Origin of the sequence: Synechocystis sp. FACHB-383 (assembly GCF_014698605.1) — a bacterium.
GTDB classification, from domain to species: Bacteria; Cyanobacteriota; Cyanobacteriia; order Cyanobacteriales; family Microcystaceae; genus Synechocystis; species Synechocystis salina.
On the sequence record NZ_JACJTJ010000037.1, the window covers coordinates 1 to 20,418 of the forward strand.

Below are 20,418 nucleotides of genomic sequence, written 5' to 3' on the forward strand. Positions count from 1 at the left end.
CTAACCAGATACTCACAAACTTAAATGTGTCTAACACTGGGTAGTCATCTTTAGGAAAATTAGATAGATGAGTTTTGACAATATGTCCAAAATTTGATATCATTGCTTCAATTATTTTAATGTTTCTGCCCTTTATTCTATCATTTTAAAGGGCTTTTTCCTTCTTTATAACTATCGTTCAACACTTCTGACTAGAAACCTGTATGTATGGAGGTTGTATCAAGCTCGAAAATGGTGATATTCAAGGCTGGAAAAACCTTGATAACCTTGGAGAGGCCTTTGATGAAGGCTATTTTGATCTGAACCAAGATGTTAAACTGCTTGCAGAAAATATTGTTCGTATGGGCCAGCGTGGTCTAGAAGATGTCAAGAAAAAGTATAACTTAGACCCCGACAAAGTTGATTGGTTTCTTCCTCACATGTCCTCTGGTTATTTCAAAAAAGATTTAGGTTTACAAATGGAAGAAATTGGCATGTTTATACCGCAAGAGCGTTGGTTTACCAATCTGGAATATAAAGGCAATACCGGAGCCGCTTCGATTTGGATTATGTTAGAGGAATTGTTTAATTCTGGACGTCTGGAGAAAGGCCAAAAAATTCTCTGCATTATTCCAGAAAGTGCCCGCTTTTCCTATGCTTATATGCACTTTACTGTCGTTTAGGTAATTGAGCAGAGCCAGGGGGTCTGATCACTAGATAAATACTATATTCATAGTCATCAAAACTGAATTATTTACGGTTACTTTGAGAGAACTCCATGACTCATTTCGGACTGATTTGTCCTCAATCGACAGGCCACCTTAATCCGATGGTTGCACTGGGCAAGGCCTTGTCCAAAAAAGGACATCAGGTAACTCTTTTTTGTGTTGACGACTTTAAAGAGAAATTTCCCCGTTCAGCCATTCAGGTGCAAGTGATCGGAAAAGAAGAATTTCCTAAAGGTACATTACCTGCCTATTTGGAAAAATTAGCTCAACTCGAGGGCATTCAGGCGGGTATGTACACGCGAGATGGCTTGCTGGCCTTTGCCCAGGTCGTTTTGAGGGAAGTTCCCCCTTTTATCAAGTCCCATGGTATCGAAGCATTGCTAGTGGAGCAACTTTGCCCGGAGGCTGGAAGTATTGCGGAATATCTACAAATTCCCTTTATTACTACCTGCGCTATTTCTCCACTTAACTATGAGTTACAAGTCCCTCCTTGCTTCACAGATTGGCCTTTTCAGAAAGAAGGTTGGGCATTAGCGCGTAATCGTATGGGATATTTTGCGTATTATCAGGCCCGTCGTCCAATTCACCAACTTATAGATAAATATCGGCAGGACTGGGACTTACCAGTCTTAAATCATCCTGATGAGGCTTTTTCTTCCATTGCTCAAATTTGCCAAGTTCCCCAGTCATTTGAGTTTCCCCGCCATCAATTACCTCCACAATTTATTTTTACAGGGCCTTTTTTAGATGAATCAAGCCGTCCCCATATTCCTTTTCCCTTTGAAAAACTAGATGGCCGTCCGCTTATTTACGCCTCCCTGGGCACCACGTTTAATCTCGATCAAACCCTCTTTCAACGAATTGCAACGGCAGTCAGAGACCTCAATGTACAGACAGTGATTAGCCTCGGTGGGGGGTTAAAGTCTGAAGAACTAGATAATATGCCCGATAATGTCATTGTGGTAGATTATGCGCCTCAATTGGAGCTACTCCAAAAAGCTTCACTGACCATCACCCATGCTGGTATTAATACGACTTTGGAGTCCTTGAAAAACGGTGTTCCTTTAGTTGCCCTGCCGGTGGCAGGAGATCAACCGAGTGTAGCGGCTCGCATTGCCTGGACAAAATCCGGTGAAGTTCTGCCGATCGCCCGCCGTTCTTCTCAGAATCTAAGGGCCGTTATTGAGAAGATTTTGGATAATCCAATTTATCGCCAAAACGCTCAACGTATCCAGACTGACATTGAGCAAGCGGGCGGCTTACAGAAAGCAGTGGAAGTTATTGAGAGTTGTGTCTAAATTATCTTCCCTGGCAAACTCCAAAAATTATGAAGATAGTTCGGAACAAAAAAACGAAATCAGGCAACTTAAAATCACCCCTTGTACTATACACACCGGGATGATTGTGTTACCATAGACTAGCCACTTTTACAAAAGGGCGATCGCCGTAGCATTGCAGAGGATTTATCGCAATGAAGTCAGTTTTCCCGAATAATTCCTCAAGCAGCAGGCTCATTGTATTCCTCGTTGTTGGTGTTGTAGTCGCAGGGGTCGGGATTTTGGGGTGGTTTAGCTTTCCCCCCGGCAGAGTATCTGATTCTCAGTCCCAGTCTGGTGAAAATAAACAGAGTCAAAGCCCGACAGCAGAGGATCTTAATGGTCAGCAAGCCAATGTATTATCCCGAGTGGCAGCCATTGGTTACCTCGAACCTAAGGGTGAGGTTCGGAGACTCTCTGGTCCCCTTAGTCCCGATGGTAAGGGCAGTCGAGTTGAGCGACTTTTGGTCAAAGAAGGAGAGTTTATTAGCTCTGGACAGGTGGTGGCCCTTCTGGATAACTACGCCACAATGGAATCAAGGGTACGGATTGCTCAGTCGCAACTGCAAACAGCCCAGGCCAAGTTAATGCAAGTACAAGCGGGAGCCAAGCAGGGGCAGATTTCGGCACAAAAAGCTCGATTATCTGGTGTTGTGTCCGAGCTAGAGGGGCAAATTAGCATCCAAAATGCAACCATTCAGCGGATTGCTGCAGAGTTAGCAGGCGAGAAAATTGCCCAAGAAAAATCCATAGAAAAATTGAAAATTGAGTACAACAATGCTAGTTCGGAATGCCAACGTTATCAATCCCTTTTTGAACAGGGAGGTACTTCTGCTTCCGAATATGATCGGTTCTGTTTGGTGCCGAAACAACTAGATCGAGAACTAGCAGAGGCCCAAGCTAATCTGCAAAGAATTATCAGCAGTCGCCAAGAAGAACTTGCGGAGGCCAGAGCAAATCTCAGTCGGACGGTGCAAACTCTTAACGATCAACAAAATCAAGCCCTAGGGACTCTAGATGAAATTTCTGAAGTTAGGGGAGTTGATCTGGCCGTCGCAGAAGCCCAGGTGCAGGAAGCAATGGCGCAACTCAAGCAAGCTCAGGCCGAATTTAATTTAACTAAAATTGTTTCCCCCACTGATGGACAAATCCTCAAGATTTATACCTATCCAGGCGAGAGGATTAGTGACAAAGGCATTGTTGAGATTGGACAAACTCAAACAATGTACGTGAGGACGGAAGTCTATGAAACTGATATTATCAATGTCAGAAGGGGTCAGAAGGCCTACATTTCTAATCCGGCTTTTCCTGAGCCACTGGAAGGGGTGGTTGAATCCGTTGGCCATCAAATCGGTCGTCGCACAGTTCTTGATAATGATCCCGTTGCGGATATAGATGCCAGGGTAGTCGAAGTGGGTATCCGCCTGTCGGAGGAGAGTCAAAATAAAATTGATCTTTCACGGCTAACCAATCTTAAGACTCAGGTGATTATTCAAACTAATTCTTCAAAGCTACAAGGCTAAGCAGAAAAAGTAGCTGGTCCGGAAAGACGTCCTTCGAGTATCTATGTCGTTGATTGGATTGGAGCGGTAGCGGTTAACACCGTGTTTTTTTAGATTAAACTGGTGACTGCCTAGGTTGGAAATAAACATTTGGCACTAAAAAAATTTGTTAGTTTTTTTCTGTGAAGATACCTACTGCTTGGCTTCAACTCAAATTTTATCCACTACGCCTCGTCGTGGCGGTGGCGGGGGTCTGTTTTTCAATATTTTTGATTTTTATGCAATTGAGCTTTCAGGATGCTCTTTTCGATAGTGCCGTATCTTTATACGAGCCTCTGGATGCGGATATTTTTATTCTGAGTAGTCGTTCTTCAGCTTTAATTGCCATGGAAAACTTTCCGGAACGAAGGCTGAGTCAGTCCCTGGCCGTGGAAAATGTTGCGGAAGTAATCCCCCTCTATTTAGGCTTTGCCCAGTGGCGCAATCCGGTGCGAAAAAACTACTGGCGGAGCATTTATATTATTGGCATCGATCCCAGCCAGTCTGTATTTAATTTGAAATCAGTTGAAGAAAACCGCTTTAGACTGCAACTACCAGATACGGTTCTTTTCAATGAGCATTCGCGGGCCGAGTATGGGCCCATCCCAGAGCTTTTTCGACAAAGGGGAGAATTAAAGACTGAAATTGGCGATCGGGGTTCTAGTAATCGTGAAGTGACTGTTGTAGGTTTGTTTCCTTTAGGCATATCCTTTGGTGCCGATGGCACTATTCTTACTAGTGATCTAAACTTCCAGCGGATATTGCCAGGACGTAAAAAAGGATTTATTAATTTGGGGGGCATTAAACTTCAAGACGAAAGTAAACTGGATATCACTCTGGAAGCACTTAGGGATTATTTGCCGAATGATGTCAAAGTTTTTTCCAAAGCAGAGATTTTTGCCTTTGAAAAAAACTACTGGGCCACGGGCAGTCCCATCGGTTTTGTGTTTGCGTTAGGAGTTGGAATCGGGCTGTCTGTCGGTGTGGTGATTACCTATCAAGTGCTCTACAGCAGCATCTCCCAGCATCTGTCGGAATATGCGACACTCCGGGCCGTTGGTTATCGACAGCGCTATCTACTCGGAGTTGTTTTTCAAGAGGCTGTTTTTTTAGCCCTGTTTGCCTACGTTCCAGGTATTATCTTTACGAGTTTTGCCACCAAATTGGCCAGGGATGCCACCAATCTTCCTGTCTATATCGATGTAAACAAAGCAATAATTGTATTGTTACTATCATGCCTTATGTGTTTTGTATCGGGTGGAATTGCCGTTCGTAAACTTCAGGATGCTGATCCGGCGGATGTGTTTTATTAGAACTGAAGCAGTTAATATATCTTTAACTCTAGGAGCAATTTCACTTACTTTGCATGAATGACGCTGTTTTTGTTAGTAATCTCAATCACTATTACGGCCATAGACAACTCCGTCAGCAGGTTCTATTTGATATTAATCTGGTTATTCATGAAGGGGAAATTGTTCTACTAACGGGGGAATCAGGTTCGGGTAAAACGACCCTACTCTCGTTGATCGGCGCACTGCGGAGCATTACTGAGGGAAATGTCCTGGTGCTCAACCGTCAATTATATCGGGCCAATGAGGCCCGATTGGTGGATGTTCGCCGGAGAGTTGGTTATATTTTCCAGTCCCATAATCTTCTCCAATTTATGACGGCTCTGCAAAACGTCAGAATGTCGGCGGAGCTATTGAAAGAACCTCACCTTGGCCCAGCAACAGAGCGGGCCCATCGCATCCTGGATGCTGTCGGTTTGAAATCACGAAAAGACTATTATCCCCACGAACTATCGGGGGGGCAAAAACAACGGGTGGCCATTGCCCGTGCCTTGGTGAATAGTCCGAAGCTAATTTTGGCGGATGAGCCCACTGCATCCTTGGATAGCAAAACCGGTCGGGAGATTATTAATCTCATCCAGCTACTGGCCCATGAACAAGGAAGTGCGGTTCTCCTAGTCACCCACGACAACCGTATTTTTGACATTGCCCACCGCATCCTTAGCATGGAAGATGGCCGTCTGTACGAAACTTAGAGCAGTGTTATAGTGAGAGGAACATAGGACTTGCCGCAAAAAAAGGTCCATGCCGTATATTTTCTATTTACACTGAAAGCCATGGTTTCTGTAACGCCATCTTCTGTCGAAAGTTTGGATTTTAGCCATCTGCGGGGTAAAGAGCGCAAGATCACTCAGATCATCGAAAAAACCTATCATAACAACACGGAATCTGACTACACCGAAAAAATTGAACAGTTGGAAAAAGCTTTCAACTACTCGGTTGAAAAAGACTATTATTGGGGCTCTCCAGAATTGTCATTTTTGTATGGAACCCCCCTCTATGAAAAGGCTTCAGAGTCCCAGAAAAAGGTTCTGAATCACCTTTACTGGATTGGACAGTACAATCTCGTTGCGGCCAGTGAAACAAGCACGATTTTGTTTAATCAGGTTACCGCAAATGTTTTCTTCTCCCTGGGAGGATTTGACTCCCTATGCCACGAGCTTGATCTAGAAACTAATCAGGAACGGTATCATATTCATGCTTTCCAAAATATTGATCGCGTTGTCCAAGAAGGTATTTTTGGGGATGCGGATGTTAACGGGGATCAGTACCGCAAACAAACTCTAGATGTTCTGCGGGATGGAGTTGCTCGATACATGGGATCGGATTTAACGCTGAAATTTCTCAGCTTCAATTGGGGAAGCACTCCATTTTTGGCTTCTCAGTATTACTGTGCTCGATACATTGCCAATATTTCCCTCAAAAACAAAGAGCAAGTTTACTCGTTGCACTGTCGCAAGCTGGAAAACTCTGGCGCCCACGTACCAGCGCCGACGGCTATTTCCCGCTATCATCTTTTGGATGAATCATTTCATACTACTATTTCCCAGCTGCTTGGCAAGGAACTTTATAAAGAGTTTGCGAAGCCATCTGCCTACGAAAAGTTTTTGATGAATACGGTCATCTATAACTATCAAAAACATGGAGCTGGTAGCCTATCGGGTTTGGCACCCGGGGCCCCGCTCAAGGATGAGTTATTTATGCCTGTTCTGTATAGTGTCCTTCGATCTTCGGTGTTTGGCATGTCCGCCGCAGAGGCTTTAGTTTGGATCGAAAAATGCTCTTGTACGGAACACCAAGGGTTTCATGTGTCCTTGCAGTATGTCACTCGGCTGTTGAATGACTTACGGCGTTTCTTTTCGAGTATTGATTATTTCTGGCCGGTAAATAAGGAGTGGAGCATCATGGCAGAAGCCCATTCTATTCCAAAAACCTTAAAGGCTAATCGCCGGGCCTTTAACAAATTCGCTAGAACCGTGTAATTAACGTGTAATTAAATTAACTATCCTGATCGTCCATAACTATCAAAAACCTCTCCCAATTTACAGGAGAGGTTTTTTAATCTCTCTTCTCTGGGTCGAATTCCTCGCCACTTGCGGCGCTAAAATGAGGGAATTAGTAAATATATCCGCAAAAGTCACTTTCAGCGAATAAAATATCTCATAAAACCCTGACGGTGGTTAAACTATGGGCAATTTTATCCGCAATGCCTGTGACCCAATTTTCATCCTGCTTGGTGTAACTGCGGGGGATATTGGCTCCTAAAATCATCACGCCCCGATCGCCGAGGGGCTGACAGATCAAACCTTGGGTATTGGCTGGTAAATAATCAAATTCCACCCGACCGGGATAGAGGGGTAAGTTAACTAGATAAACTGGCTTTTGGGTTTTCATTACCCTTTCCACAATGGGCCCTAGTTTCACTTCTGGTTGCCCACTCAAAATGCCCCGGCGTAACAACACTTGGCGATCGTAATAGACCACCATGGTTTGGGTCACCGTATTGGTCAGCAATAAATGGGAGGCCCAGGCTAATTCTGTTTTCAAGTCCTGGGGCAGACTGTCCAGTAAATCAAAACCTTCTTTGCCTTCGAGCACCACCGCTTCCGGTGACTTGGGCTGAATCCGTTGCCAAATTAGCCACACACACACCAGCATGCCCGCCAAGATTACCCCCACCACATCGGAACGGGCTTGGGATGGGGTCAACATCGGCGTGGAAAGGCGGTTAATCAGTAGCAACAGCCCCCCCACAGTGCCCGCCCCCAGGGGTAACAAACGAACAATACGATTGGAATCTGCACTCATGGTGACAACTAACTGGAGATGGACTCGAAATCCGCCGGGGAACTAGGCAGACTTACGGTTCTTCCCCTGGTTCTAAAATGCGTTGGAAGAGGTAACCGGTGCCCCGGGCAGTGAGAATTAACTCTGGGTTGCTGGGGTCTTCCTCTAGTTTGGCCCTCAGGCGAGAAATATGCACGTCCACCACCCTGGTATCCACATGGCGTTCGGGGGTATAGCCCCACACTTCCTGGAGAATTTCTGAGCGGGAAAAGGGCTCCCCGGAGCGACTCACCAACAGTTCCAAGAGGCTAAATTCCATCCCCGTTAGGCGAATGCGCTCATCTCCTTTATACACTTGCCGCTTGTTGGTATCAATGCGAATGGTGGCAATTTGCAACACTCCCGAACTGGGAATACCTGGCATACCATTTTTGTCCACCCGCCGTAGTACGGATCGGATTCTAGCTTCCAATTCCTTGGGGGAAAAGGGCTTCACCACATAATCATCGGCCCCCAGTTCCAAACCGGTAATGCGATCGGCCACATCCCCCAGGGCGGTAAGCATGATAATGGGAATGTCCGATTCTTTACGTAGTTCTTGGCAAACGCCGTAGCCGTCCAGCTTGGGCATCATCACATCCAACACCACCAAATCGGGGTTGCTCTCATGGAAAGTGGCGATCGCCTCTTCGCCGTCGGCCGCCGTCACCACTTCATAGCCAATCATGGATAAACGGGTTTCCAGTATGCGTCGGATGCTGGCCTCGTCGTCGACCACCAATATTCTTTCTTTATTGGTTTCCAAGATCCACAACCCTCCTTTGGTTAACTTGTATAACGATTAGTGAAGTTTCGTGGCACAAAGCCATTTCCCTAAGCATATAGCCAAATTGAGGGTTTAGTATCGTCCGTATCAGTGGGAATGGGGTCGATCAGGCAATTTTGGTAATCAAGTTCTCTACCCGTTCCTTAATTTGTCCCCGCACTGTGCGGAAAACCTCTAGGGACTGACCATCCGGGTCTTCCAGTTGCCAATCCTCAAAAATTTCCTGAGTAACCCACTCCGGCGGCAGATTTACCCCACAGCCACAGAGGGAAATAACCGCATCGTAATCGTCGGCGTTAAAGTTTTCGATGGGATCAGAGGTTTGGTCACTGATATCTATGCCCACCTCTGTCATCATTTCAATGGCAGTGGGATGGACCCGGGAGGATTCTAGACCGCAACTGGTAACGGATATTTCGCCCGCCCCTAGGGTTTTGGCAAAGCCTTCTGCCATCTGGGAGCGGCAGGAATTACGCTTGCAAACGAACATGACTTTTTTCATGGTTTTAGCTTGGATATTGGTGAAATTATCAGTCGGTAATTTTTTGTGTTTCGGGCCAAACCGACTCCAAAATCATTGGGAATCGGGGGTTCTAGCTTTTCTTTCGCTATGGCGATCGGTCAGATAATCCACCTTATCCCGCAGTAGAAGGGTGAATTTGTACAGTTCTTCCATCACATCCACCACCCGATCCCGATAGGAAGAATCCTTCATGGTGCCGTCTTCGTGGAATTCCTGGTAGGCCTTAGCCACAGAGGATTGGTTGGGAATGGTAAACATACGCATCCAACGACCGAGAATCCGCATGGTGTTGACGGCGTTGAACGATTGGGAGCCACCACTGACCTGCATGACGGCCAGGGTGCGCCCTTGGGTGGGTCGGATGGAGCCCACTTCTAGGGGAATCCAATCAAGTTGATTTTTGAGAATGCCCGTAATGTTGCCGTGCATTTCCGGGGAAGACCAGACTTGGCCCTCTGACCATTGACTTAGTTCTAGGAGTTCTTGCACTTTGGCATGGCTGTCCGTAACTTGGCCCCGCAGAGGCAATTCCCTTGGGTCAAAAAATTTGGTTTCTGCCCCCATGGCGGTAATAATGCGGGCGGCTTCTTCGGCGAGTAAACGGCTATAGGAACGCTCCCGCAGGGAACCATAGAGAAATAAAATCCGGGGAGGATGGTCAAAATTTGTCATTGGGGCGATTGTCTTAACAACTAGTTGCAACCTAATTGAGAATTAGCACAACGGGGATCTAGCAAGGTGGCTTTTTCCGGATCCCTGGGGAACCAAAAGGCGGTTTTTTTGCAAATTTCCACCAGCATCAACATCACTGGTACTTCGATTAACACTCCCACCACGGTGGCCAAGGCGGCCCCAGAATTAAGACCAAATAACATTACAGCGGTGGCGATCGCCACTTCAAAATGGTTACTGGCACCGATCAGAGCGGCGGGGGCGGCATCTTCGTAGCTGAGTTTGAGCTTTAGGCCCAGTGCATAGGTAATGAGAAAAATAAAATTGGTCTGGATAAATAAGGGCACTGCAATTAACAAAATATGCAGAGGATTATTAACAATTAATTCCCCCTTAAAAGCAAAGAGCAAAATTAACGTCAATAACAAAGCCACAATGGCGATCGGGCTCAGGTATTGCAAAAACTGGGTTTCAAACCATTGCTTTCCCTTATATTTCAAAATCCAGTAACGACTGTAAATACCGGCGGCCAGGGGCAAGCCTACGTAAATCAACACCGACAGCACAATGGTCTGCCAGGGTACTGTCAAGTTACTGGCCGACAATAGCCATTTGCCCAAAGGGGCATAGAGAAACAGCATGGCCAGGGAGTTGACCGCCACCATCACCAAAGTTAGGCCCTGATTGCTATAGGAAAGGTAACCCCACATCAAGACCATGGCCGTACAGGGGGCAATGCCCAGCAAAATACAACCAGCGATGTAGGAATTGGCCAATGTCACCTCCTGACCCCGAATGATCTCCGTGGCAGTTAACAGCGGGGCAAACAAATAACCCAGGAAAAATTGGGCAAAAACCACCATGGTAAAGGGTTTAATAAGCCAATTCACCACTAGGGTTAACATCACCGGCTTGGGAGCCTTGAACGCCTGCCGTGCCTGGGAAAAGTCAATTTTCACCATGATGGGATACATCATGAAAAACAAACAGATGGCGATCGGAATGGAAACGTTATAAACACTCCAGGAATCCAAGGTTTGGGCCACGGTGGGTAACAGCTTACCCAGGGCAATACCAAGGACAATGCAGAGAGCAACCCAGAGGGTAAGGTATTTTTCAAACAAATTGAGTGTTCCCCCAGCCTTAATAGCTTTGGGGTTAATGCGACTGACCATGGCAACCCATCAAAAAAACTTGATGAAAGAACGATACATCAAACAAACTTGATATGTCAACCGCGTCGGTGGGAAGGTCCCCTCGCCCTGATCAGTGGCGATCGCCCACCCAATTGAATGGTTAGATAGTCAGACTGCCAGTCCTAGCGTGATTGAATCATTCCCACACCAAGTAAAATAGGGTCTTGCCAGCTAAAGCCATCATTTCAGCTTGGTCATGCTGATGATTAAAGAATAATTGACAAACTAATTTGTGAAGGTCGCACCGGTCCCATTGCTCCAATAAAACAATGCCTTCAAAAAAAATTATTAAAATATCTCAAAATATTGTCTTGATTTTCGCTTCCATCGCCTTTAGCTTGGTTCTAGCTGAAATTGTCCTCAGACTAACAAATTTAGGCAAATATAGTCTCTACGATCGAACCTTGTTTTTCACCGCACCTTCCCTGGTGCAAGGAAAGGATAAAACAGTTAAATATGAACCAAAAACTGACATTAGAAGCGTTGCTATCTACGGAGACCAGGTTGATTATGATATTACCTATGGCACTAACAATCTCGGTTTTGTCGATAATGTAGATTATGATTTTAATTTAGCATCAACCAAGAAAATTGTCTTTATTGGTGATTCTTTCACCGCGGGAGATGGGAGCAATTATACCTGGGTTAGCCAACTGCGGCAACTTTTGGACCGCCCAGATATTAATCTCTACAACTTTGGCGTAACCGGCACTGGCATTAAACATTTTCAGCAGTTACTCGCAAGTGTTAAAGACACCGTCCGTTTTAACGAAATTAATATCATGGTCATTGGCAATGATTTTTTTCGTCCTTTATGGTATCCCGTGGTGCAAGGGCAAGCCCTCTGGTTTTGTTCCCAAGAAAACGCCCAGGATTGTGTAGAAAAATATCCCCCCGTTATCTATACTGCAGACAAGAATGAGAGCCAAACTGAATTGATTAATCGGGCAAAACAATTGTATGAAACGAAGAACCTCCCAGAGCAGAGCAAACCCAATTTTCTGCAGCAGTTCAGGCTATACAACTTAATATGTGATCTGTATAGTTTGGGCAATAATAAGCCATCCTCATTAAACCTTTGTCCCCATCTTAGGTTTGCCCAGGCCAACGAGTATGACAAAAATGAACTATACAAAGATTCCTTAACTACTTTACAAGAAATTAAAGATAGTTTTCCTGATGCAGTTATTCGTGTTGTCCATATCCCGGAAAAAGGAGAAATTTTTAACAATAAGTACTCTTTGGAAATCCGTGATGACATCAAGCAAATGGGATTGGAGTATGTTCCCTTACTAGAAATCTGCCCTTGGAACCGAGACATGTACCATAAACACGACGCCCATTTTAACGATTTGGGTTACCGTAATCTGACTAACTGTATTTGGGAAAATTTATTTTGAACTTCCTGGCTACCAACGCCTTCCCCTCCCTTTTTTTAAGGGAGGAAGGGGGGATTGATCACCATTCTCAAAGCATATCTCCATACTCATCCAGCAGGGCGAGGATATCCTCTAATTGTTGTCGATGGGTGGGGTTGGGCTCGAGTTGGTAGCGGATGAGTGCAAGACGGTATTGATTTTCGATTCGAGTTCGGCGAGCCTCTCGTTCTCTTGCCTCAGCTCTTTCATTCTCTGCTCGTGCAAGATTCTCGCTTCTTCGTTGTATTTCTTCAAGTCGGACAAACCCCCGTAGGAGTTGATCCAAGACCACAAACGAGAAAGTAAGCCCGGCGAAGTTGAGGCCGGCCCATTGGGGGATGGGGAGGGTGTAGTTTCGGAAGTAGATGGTGTCATACTTTAATGCTACTCCAGTCAAAAAGACTAGCAGGGAAACAGTTCTCCCCCCTTGAAATGGGGGGTTAGGGGGGATTAAAAAGGCAAAAACTCACAAATACGCTCCCAAACTCCATCCAAATTATCAAGAACTTCCCGGTTAGTAAAACGAATTACAGACAGTCCATAGCTTTCAAGAATACGAGAACGTTGTTGATCATAGGCCAGGTTATCGGGTGAAAAATGGGAATCGCCATCTACTTCAATTACTAACTTTAATTGGGGAATATAAAAATCGACAATGAAATGATCAATAGGACGTTGTCGCCAAACCCGAATGCCACCACGACCAAAGGGCTTAGTACCTTTTAATAGGTTCCAGAGTTTTCGTTCTGCTGGGGTGGAATTTTTACGCATTTTCCTGGCCCGCTCGATCAAGTCGGGATTATAGGGTAGGAAGAAATCACTGTTTTTTAGTTGATTCACTGGTTAGCCCCCCAAGATAACTCAAAGTTTCTTTTATGCAGCCGGAACTTTACTGAGGAAATTTACGGATTTGATCGTAATCTATTTATCCTCTCTAGTTCCTGTTTGTAAAGTTGAGTTGAATCCCCCCCTAGGACCCCTTCAAAATTTAAGTCCCCCTTTACTAAGGGGGATTTAGGGGGATTTCCTTCCTTTATGGAAATAGTAATTTATCCCCCCTAGCCCCCCTTTGTAAGGGGGGAATGAAAAGCAGAAAAAACCGCCCCCGGAGGGACGGCTGTAATTAAATTAAGTCCGTTTATTTAAGCTGAGTAAATTAGACCCAGCTAAGCTTCAAGTTATTAGACGTTGAACGCACGAACTTCGAAGTTTTCGGTGAGAGGAATAGCACCACCGAAGGTACCAGTAATACCGGTGATTTCCACGAGGAAGTCATCCTGCGTATTAACTTCCGCAACACCGTCGTTGATGAACAGGAATTGACGACCGGCGAGATCCCCAGAAGTAACGTTGATTTGTTGCATCTGAACGAGTGAAGCCAATAACACTGGGTTGAAACCGGGATTCGTGAGCAAGGGTATCCCACCAGAGAAGGATGCCACCGTATTTGTTACAGACTCAAACACATTGTTCAAGTTATTAGCAGTGGCATTGGTCACCGTGGCGGCCAGATTGAAAACAGTACCGTTAACGGGAACTAAGGCACCGGGGAAAAGAGGTACGAAGGGGGGGTTCGGATTGAAAGCAAACGCTATGGTTGCAGGCCCTGCCTGCAGGTTGAGGTTAGCCAGGAAGTTACCATCACCGGCAGCAAACACGAACTTGTCATTAATGGTGTTGAAACCAGTAACCACGTCAACGTTGGCACCGTTGCGGGCACCGTTCTCAGAGGCACCGTTCATGTACCAAATTTCGTTGTCGCCGTTGATACCCTCCCCAAAAGGATTGGTGATGTTGTTGCCAAGGACAATGGTATCGATGCCGCCACCACCGTAGTAGGTGTCGTCACCTTTGCCACCTTCCAGGAAGTCTTTACCGCCAGCTAAAGCAAATTCAGTGGCATCAGAAAGACTTACGAGGTTAGCAACACCAAAGTCACCACCACCTTGTTGGATAGCAAAGTCACCAACCAGAAGGTCCTCTGCGTCGCCACCAAAGATGGTGTCGTTACCACCAATTAAGGTTAAGTCAGTGAGAGTGGGAGCATTGTCAACTTGGAAGAGCAAATCACCGACTAGGCCGTTGCCGTCAACACCGTTACCACCCACGATGAAGTCGTTGCCAACTTCAACTAGGCCGGTACTTGGGTTAAACGAACCAAAGGTAAATTTATCCAAGGTGAGGTTAACAGCATCAATGAAGACATCACCAACGATGAATTCGCTGCCGTCGCCTGCCACCGAAATTTCTTCACCGAATAGTTCGTCGTTACCGCCGAGCACAGTGGTTTTGGTAATTTCGACGAGATCGCCATCGATAAACGCGTCACCAACTATGGCGTCATTGCCTTCGCCACCTTCAACGAAGTCGTCGCCGCCAATAATGAAGGTGTCTTCAACTATATCGCCTTCAATTGTGACACTGCTGGCAACAATACTCAGGTCACCGACGAGAGCGTCGTTACCGTCACCACCAGTGATGATGTCGTCACCTCCATCAATGACAGTGGGGTCGATTAAGACGCTACCATCATCAACCAGGATGGCAAAGTCACCAACGATTCCGTCGTTACCGGTACCACCGTCAATGGTGTCATCACCACCCAAGAAAAGACTATCGGTGATTGTGACGTCTCCACCAGCACTGATCCATAGATCACCAACGATTTCGTCGTTACCGGTACCACCGTCAATGGAGTCGTCACCACCGAAGAAAAGACTATCAGTGATTGTGACGTCTTCATCAGCACTAATCAATAGATCACCAGCGATTTGGTCGCTACCAGTACCGCCGTCAATCGAGTCGTCACCGCCCACAATCAAAGAGTCGGTGTTGATGCTGATATCGACAGCGTTATCAATCAAAAGATCACCAACGATTAGGTCGTTGCCAGTATCACCAGAGAGAGTGTCGTTACCACCCCCAAATGTAACAGTAGAAGCAAAAGAAGGAGTACCAACAAACCATTCATCACCGGAGATAGTGTCATTACCGATGCCACCGTGGATGGTGTCGTTGTCACCACTACCAATGATGGTGTCCTTGCCCACGTTGCCCACAACAGTGAAGCCATTGGTGGGGGAGGGGGCACCGGAGCCAGTATTTGCGTTGGACAAATCAACCAACAGGCCTAGGGGGCTAGCAATTTCGAGATTCGCTTCGCCTTGGTTCCATGTACCTTCTTTTCCTGGAGGCCCATCTGGGATCGCGATCCAGTCGCCGACTACGGCAATATTACCGATCGCATTCTTAGACACTTGGAACTGATCACCATCAGGACTTGTGCTGTTGCCCAAATCACCAACGAAGTCAATGCCAGCATCGATGATAAAGAGATCGTCGCCTTCGTCACCGAACATGGTGTCGTCATCTTCGCCACCGGTCAGGGTGTCGTTGCCGTCGCCACCAATTAGGAAGTCATCATTGGCACCACCAGAGAGGAAGTCATTACCGGCATTACCAACGAGGGTGTCTTCGCCGTCTTCACCGAAGAAAGTAACGTTACCAACTCCGGTCATGACAATTAGGTCGTCGCCAGTGCCACCAAATGCTAGGTGATTGCCGTCGCCATTGAGGAAGATGTCGTCATTACCAGCGCCACCATTAACAATGTGACCGTTAGAGGCGGTAAAACCAACAGCAAGAGCATCCCCGTTGATAGTAATGGTGTCGTTGCCGTCACCACCATTAACGGTGTGACCAGCATTGGCATCACCATCAATTAGCGAGGCAAAAGCAGTGGCATCACCATCATCAACACCATCATCAACACCATCACCGATGGTAATGATGTCGTCCCCATTGCCGCCATTAACACTGTGACCAGCACTAGCACTGCCATCAAGGGAATCAGCAAAGGCGTCACCTTCAATAACGATCAGGTCATTGCCAGTACCACCATCAACAGTGTGACCAGCAATGGCATTGTCGTTTACGAGGGAGGTTGTAGCAGAAGCGTCCCCACTGACATCGATGAAGTCATCGCCGTCATTGCCATCAATAACATGACCAGCTTCGGAGTCCACAGCAATGGCAGCACCACTGACTAGGAGGACATCGTTGCCGCTACCACCAAAGACGAAGTGACCAGCAGTGCTAGCGAGAGCATCGCCAGTGACCTCGATGAAGTCATCTCCTCCATCACCAAAAACAAGGTGACCAGCGAAATCGCCGGAACCATCGCCGGCATCGCCAGTTACCAAGATTGAGTCATTACCTTCACCGCCACCAACAAGATGACCAGCAGGATCGCCGAAAGCATCACCAGTAACGGTTAGTGTGTCGTTACCAGCACCGCCCTCGAGGATGTGACCACCTTCAAAAGCAGTCCGAGAGATGGAAATTTCATCATTGCCGGAACCGTTCAGGAAGGTTAAGTCACCACCGGGGGTATCAACAAAAGCTTTGAGATCGCCAGTGAAGACGGGATTACCCTCAAACTCAGGAATCAGATCAGAACCAGTGGCATCAACATTGACAGTGGAGCTAATGAGGGAAGTGGCCAGCGTTAGGTTTTCATTGCCAGTGATGCCAATGTTTTCAACCTCTAAAATGCCATCAATTTCTACCGTATTGGTAATGCCTTTCGAGGTAGTAGTAACACCGGACGTGATACCTAGGTTTTCATAGCCACCGGTACCAGAGAAGTCACTGACGTTAACGCGGGTGTTGCCACTAACTTTGTTAGCTGTAACCTGGTCAAGGAAGAGTTCCAGAACATCGTCATCTCCAGCTAGGAAAGGATCGCCGATGGTAACGTTGACATCATCACCAAAGAAGTAGTTCTGAACGGTGATGGTTTCCAGGGTGCTCTGGAGATCAATCAGAGAGAAGTCGCCATTAACACTACCGCTGGCTTTCAGGTTCTTCAGGTCCGTAACAGTAACACCACCAGGATTATTGGCAAAGATGTTCAGGTCATCCTGGAGCAGGGTGACGTTGAGGTCATCAACCCCTTTCATCTGCAGTTGAACCAGGTTGGTGCCAAAGGTGCTTGCCACCCAAGTAACGGTGAGGCTGGTATCTTCACCAATACCGGTTAGCCTGTCACCAGTGTTCAGGGTGTTACCTACAGCGCCACCAAAACCTTGTTCGGGCGCAGCAATGAAAGTAGTGGCAGAGACGATGTCATTACCGAGAGTCAAGTTGACAGTACTGCCATCACCGGGGCCATCTAGAATGCCAAGACCGCCCAGATCAAATACGGCGCCAGCGGCGGAACCAGAGATGGTAACAACAACGCTGAATCCCTCAGTAAACTCGGGAATGCCATCCAGGAAGGGAGAATAGTCAACGGAGACCGAAAGCTCACCAGCAGGGATAACGACCGTAATGGGATTAAACTGACCGCCTATAAAGTCATTAGTGTTGGACTCATCGGTACCAGTGTCAGGGGCAGTGGGATCACCAGGGGTAAGGAAGAAGGTCACCGTTGTGTCCGTTGCCTGGGCTTCACTCAAGGTAAGAAGAATCTCAGTTACAGAGCCTTCGTTGACCTGGGGACGGGAAGCAGTGATATCAACGGTAGTGAAGGTGTAGTCGGATTCGTTGAGGGCGCCCTGAACAATCAACAACTGGGCATCAGAGATGATACCGAGGGAACCAGGGGTATTGGTCAGACTGTAATCCGTAGCACCATCCACCACGGGATTGCCAATGGCAGCCGTCAAGGCTTCTAGGCTATCGGCAATGCTGTAGGGACCGCCGAAACCAGGAATATCGGCGAGAGTTTCTGCCTCAGCAACGGTAACACCGACACCGGGATTGGACAAGCTAACACTAGTTGCTTCGATCACCGCGGGGGAACTAGCGGCAGCGAGGATATTCGCAGATGTATCGAGGACGTGGTAGATACCAACAAAGTTACCTAAACCTTGCAGAACTGCAGCGTCGGCAACGGTAATACCAACACCGGGGTCAGACAAGGTTACAGATTCGGCCCCAACCAGCGCAGGGATATTACCTGGTCCCGCTGCCGCGGCGAGAATGTTAGCGGAGGTGTCTTCGATGTTGTAAGGACCAACAAAGGTACCTAAACCCACGAGGGCTATAGCACCGTCAGCGCTTACGGGTACATCCGGATCAGAAAGAGTAACACTGGTGGCACCAGTAACTGCGCCACCGGCGACTTCATCAGCCAAAATGTTGGCAGAGGTGTCTTCGATGTGGTAAGGACCTACAAAGTTGCCCAAACCCTGCAAAATTGTTGCGTCGGCAACGGTTACAGGCACACCGGGGTCAGACAGGGAGACAGATTCGGCATTAAGCACCGCAGGGGTATCAGCGGCGGCCAGAATATTGGCGGAGGTATCTTCAACAATGTAGGAGGGACCAACGGGTACTCCGAGACCCTGCAAAATTGTTGCGTCAGCAACGCTTACGGGCACACCGGGATCGGACAAAGTGATGCTTTGAGCATTGAGCACCGCAGGGGTATCAGCGGCGGCCAGAATATTGGCGGAGGTATCTTCAACAATGTAGGAGGGACCAACGGGAATGCCGAGACCCTGCAAAATTGTTGCGTCGGCAACGCTTACGGGCACACCGGGGTCGGACAAAATGATGCTTTGGGCATTGAGCACCGCAGGGGTATCAGCGGCGGCCAGAATATTGGCGGAGGTATCTTCAACAATGTAGGAGGGACCAACGGGTACTCCAAGACCCTGCAAAATTGTTGCGTCAGCAACGCTTACGGGTACATCCGGATCAGAAAGAGTAACACTAGTGGCACCGGCGGCAATCCCGGTGTTGGCGAGAATAGCGGCGGAAGTATCTTCAATGGCGTAGATACCATCGAAGTTACCCAGGGCAGTCAGATCACCGGCAGTGGCAATGTCCACAAAAGCATCGGTGATGCCAACACTAGCGGCACCAGATACAGCAATACCACCACTGAGGACGTCGGTGGCGGAATCAAGAATATCCCAGGTAACACCGGGAGCTAGAGAATCGACAGTGGCAAGCAGTGTTTCTGCATTTTCCACAGTCAAAGGAGCTGCGGGAGATTGGTCCGCCACAACAATGGTGGCATCAACCACAACCGGCACAGCGGAAGCAGCAATCAAGTTATCTGCACTGTCGCTAATGGTGTAGAGAGGGGGGAGGAGAACCTGGTCCAGGGCCTCGGTAACAGTGAAGACATTTACACCAGCGGCTAGTCCAATAATCTGGGCTTCGGCTTCCAGGATACTTTCGGGGCTTCCGTCAACACCGCTGATGATGTCAGACGAATCGGCATATTGTTCTTCAGTGAAGGTGTTAACCCCCACGCTGGAAAAGATATCAGCGTAGCTTAGGGAAACATCGGACTTGGCGACTAAAGCTTCGAGGCGATCGGTGAGACCAGCGTTGGCAGAGGCTGTATTGAGGACATCAGGGAAAAGAAGGTAGTTGTTGGGATCTAAACCAAGCCAATTTTCCCAGTAGGCCAACTCCTCTTCGGAAACGTCGCTGATGTTGATGTTGTAGAGATTGGCAAAAACCTCACCGATATACTGCCTCTTGTCAGCGGTCTGGGGTGCTTGGAAGAAAGGATATTTAGCAGCGGCGTCGGGGGTATTAGCAAATAGTAGAACCGCTTCTTCATAGGTGATGTTTGCCCCATCTGTGGCCCACCAGTTCAGATCACTTGCGGATATACCGCGGCCGGTGTACATGATCTGCAGAGCCGCAATTACGTTAGGACTTAGTGCCATAGGACTTCTTAAAACTCCTCAGTTTTTACGGTAAAAAATATACAAAACAGGGTTCATCTATGTGTGTCTAGGAGTTGCTTAGGGTAATCATAGCAAGAATTGCCTTGCTGTCAAGACCAGAAGCATGGTGCCACCAATAGATGATTATTCGCGCTTTTTCGACATTGTCTACTGGGCGAACAGTAGGATCTGTTCTAGTCCACCCGAGGATGCAAACCCATAGGGATCGTCTAGAATCACTACTCCAGGCAAATTATAGCCTACGAACAAGGAAATGCAGAGATATTTTGCTGGCCAGCGCCTGAAAATCCAGAATGGCTAGATAGGCGGGCAACGAATTCACTGCTGTTAATCGTGATTAATCCCCTTTGCCCCTACTCACTAAAAGC

The 20,418-nt window shown here is 47.2% G+C and carries 14 protein-coding genes and 1 pseudogene; 7 read left to right on the forward strand and 8 right to left on the reverse strand.

All coding sequences use genetic code 11. The features are described from left to right. Positions 1-103 (reverse strand): annotated as a pseudogene (locus tag H6G45_RS10415) (IS4 family transposase); the annotation flags it as partial. A gap of 100 nt (positions 104-203) precedes the next feature. Here H6G45_RS10415 and H6G45_RS10420 point away from each other — a divergent pair. The 6 genes from H6G45_RS10420 (at position 204) to H6G45_RS10445 (ending at position 6,895) form a co-directional block, all read left to right on the forward strand. Next, entirely contained in the window at positions 204-662 is a 459-nt protein-coding gene (locus H6G45_RS10420; protein ID WP_190598380.1) for a 3-oxoacyl-[acyl-carrier-protein] synthase III C-terminal domain-containing protein, read from the forward strand. Between the two features lie 95 nt (positions 663-757). Then, positions 758-2,005, forward strand: coding sequence for a glycosyltransferase (locus tag H6G45_RS10425; RefSeq protein WP_190598381.1), 1,248 nt, complete (start codon positions 758-760; stop codon positions 2,003-2,005). 173 nt (positions 2,006-2,178) lie between these two features. After that, positions 2,179-3,546 (forward strand): HlyD family efflux transporter periplasmic adaptor subunit, encoded by a 1,368-nt coding sequence (locus H6G45_RS10430; protein WP_190598382.1) that lies wholly within the window; start codon positions 2,179-2,181, stop codon positions 3,544-3,546. 161 nt (positions 3,547-3,707) lie between these two features. Then, positions 3,708-4,877 carry an ABC transporter permease DevC gene (gene devC / locus H6G45_RS10435; RefSeq protein ID WP_190598383.1) on the forward strand — a complete coding sequence of 390 codons (1,170 nt, stop codon included), beginning with the start codon at positions 3,708-3,710 and terminating at the stop codon, positions 4,875-4,877. 53 nt (positions 4,878-4,930) lie between these two features. Further along, positions 4,931-5,608, forward strand: a complete 678-nt coding sequence (locus H6G45_RS10440) for an ATP-binding cassette domain-containing protein (RefSeq protein WP_190598384.1) — start codon at positions 4,931-4,933, stop codon at positions 5,606-5,608. Positions 5,609-5,689: 81 nt separating this feature from the next. Continuing rightward, positions 5,690-6,895 (forward strand): hypothetical protein, encoded by a 1,206-nt coding sequence (locus H6G45_RS10445; protein WP_190598385.1) that lies wholly within the window; start codon positions 5,690-5,692, stop codon positions 6,893-6,895. A 178-nt stretch (positions 6,896-7,073) separates the two neighbouring features. Here H6G45_RS10445 and H6G45_RS10450 read toward each other — a convergent pair whose 3' ends face one another. The 5 genes from H6G45_RS10450 to acr3 form a co-directional block, all read right to left on the reverse strand. Next, a complete protein-coding gene (locus H6G45_RS10450) occupies positions 7,074-7,721 on the reverse strand; it encodes a cofactor assembly of complex C subunit B (protein ID WP_190598386.1) in 648 nt (215 codons plus the stop codon). 52 nt (positions 7,722-7,773) lie between these two features. Continuing rightward, positions 7,774-8,505, reverse strand: a complete 732-nt coding sequence (rpaB, locus tag H6G45_RS10455) for a response regulator transcription factor RpaB (RefSeq protein ID WP_190598387.1) — start codon at positions 8,503-8,505, stop codon at positions 7,774-7,776. A gap of 127 nt (positions 8,506-8,632) precedes the next feature. Then, positions 8,633-9,028, reverse strand: a complete 396-nt coding sequence (arsC, locus tag H6G45_RS10460) for an arsenate reductase, glutathione/glutaredoxin type (RefSeq protein ID WP_190598388.1) — start codon at positions 9,026-9,028, stop codon at positions 8,633-8,635. Positions 9,029-9,100: 72 nt separating this feature from the next. Then, positions 9,101-9,757 carry an arsenical resistance protein ArsH gene (arsH, locus tag H6G45_RS10465; protein WP_338116528.1) on the reverse strand — a complete coding sequence of 219 codons (657 nt, stop codon included), beginning with the start codon at positions 9,755-9,757 and terminating at the stop codon, positions 9,101-9,103. Beyond that, positions 9,742-10,896: an arsenite efflux transporter Acr3 gene (gene acr3, locus H6G45_RS10470; protein ID WP_190598390.1), complete on the reverse strand. Its 1,155-nt coding sequence runs from the start codon at positions 10,894-10,896 to the stop codon at positions 9,742-9,744. The genes arsH and acr3 overlap by 16 nt, the downstream gene beginning before the upstream one ends. 290 nt (positions 10,897-11,186) lie before the next feature. On the opposite strand from acr3, the gene H6G45_RS10475 reads away from it, so the two are divergent. Further along, positions 11,187-12,317 (forward strand): SGNH/GDSL hydrolase family protein, encoded by a 1,131-nt coding sequence (locus H6G45_RS10475; RefSeq protein WP_190598391.1) that lies wholly within the window; start codon positions 11,187-11,189, stop codon positions 12,315-12,317. Between the two features lie 468 nt (positions 12,318-12,785). Here H6G45_RS10475 and H6G45_RS10480 read toward each other — a convergent pair whose 3' ends face one another. Together H6G45_RS10480 and H6G45_RS19965 are read right to left on the reverse strand one after the other, a co-directional pair. After that, a complete protein-coding gene (locus tag H6G45_RS10480; RefSeq protein WP_190598392.1) occupies positions 12,786-13,106 on the reverse strand; it encodes an endonuclease domain-containing protein in 321 nt (106 codons plus the stop codon). A gap of 410 nt (positions 13,107-13,516) precedes the next feature. After that, positions 13,517-19,603, reverse strand: a complete 6,087-nt coding sequence (locus H6G45_RS19965) for a calcium-binding protein (protein WP_347338261.1) — start codon at positions 19,601-19,603, stop codon at positions 13,517-13,519. Positions 19,604-20,418 lie beyond the last annotated feature (815 nt).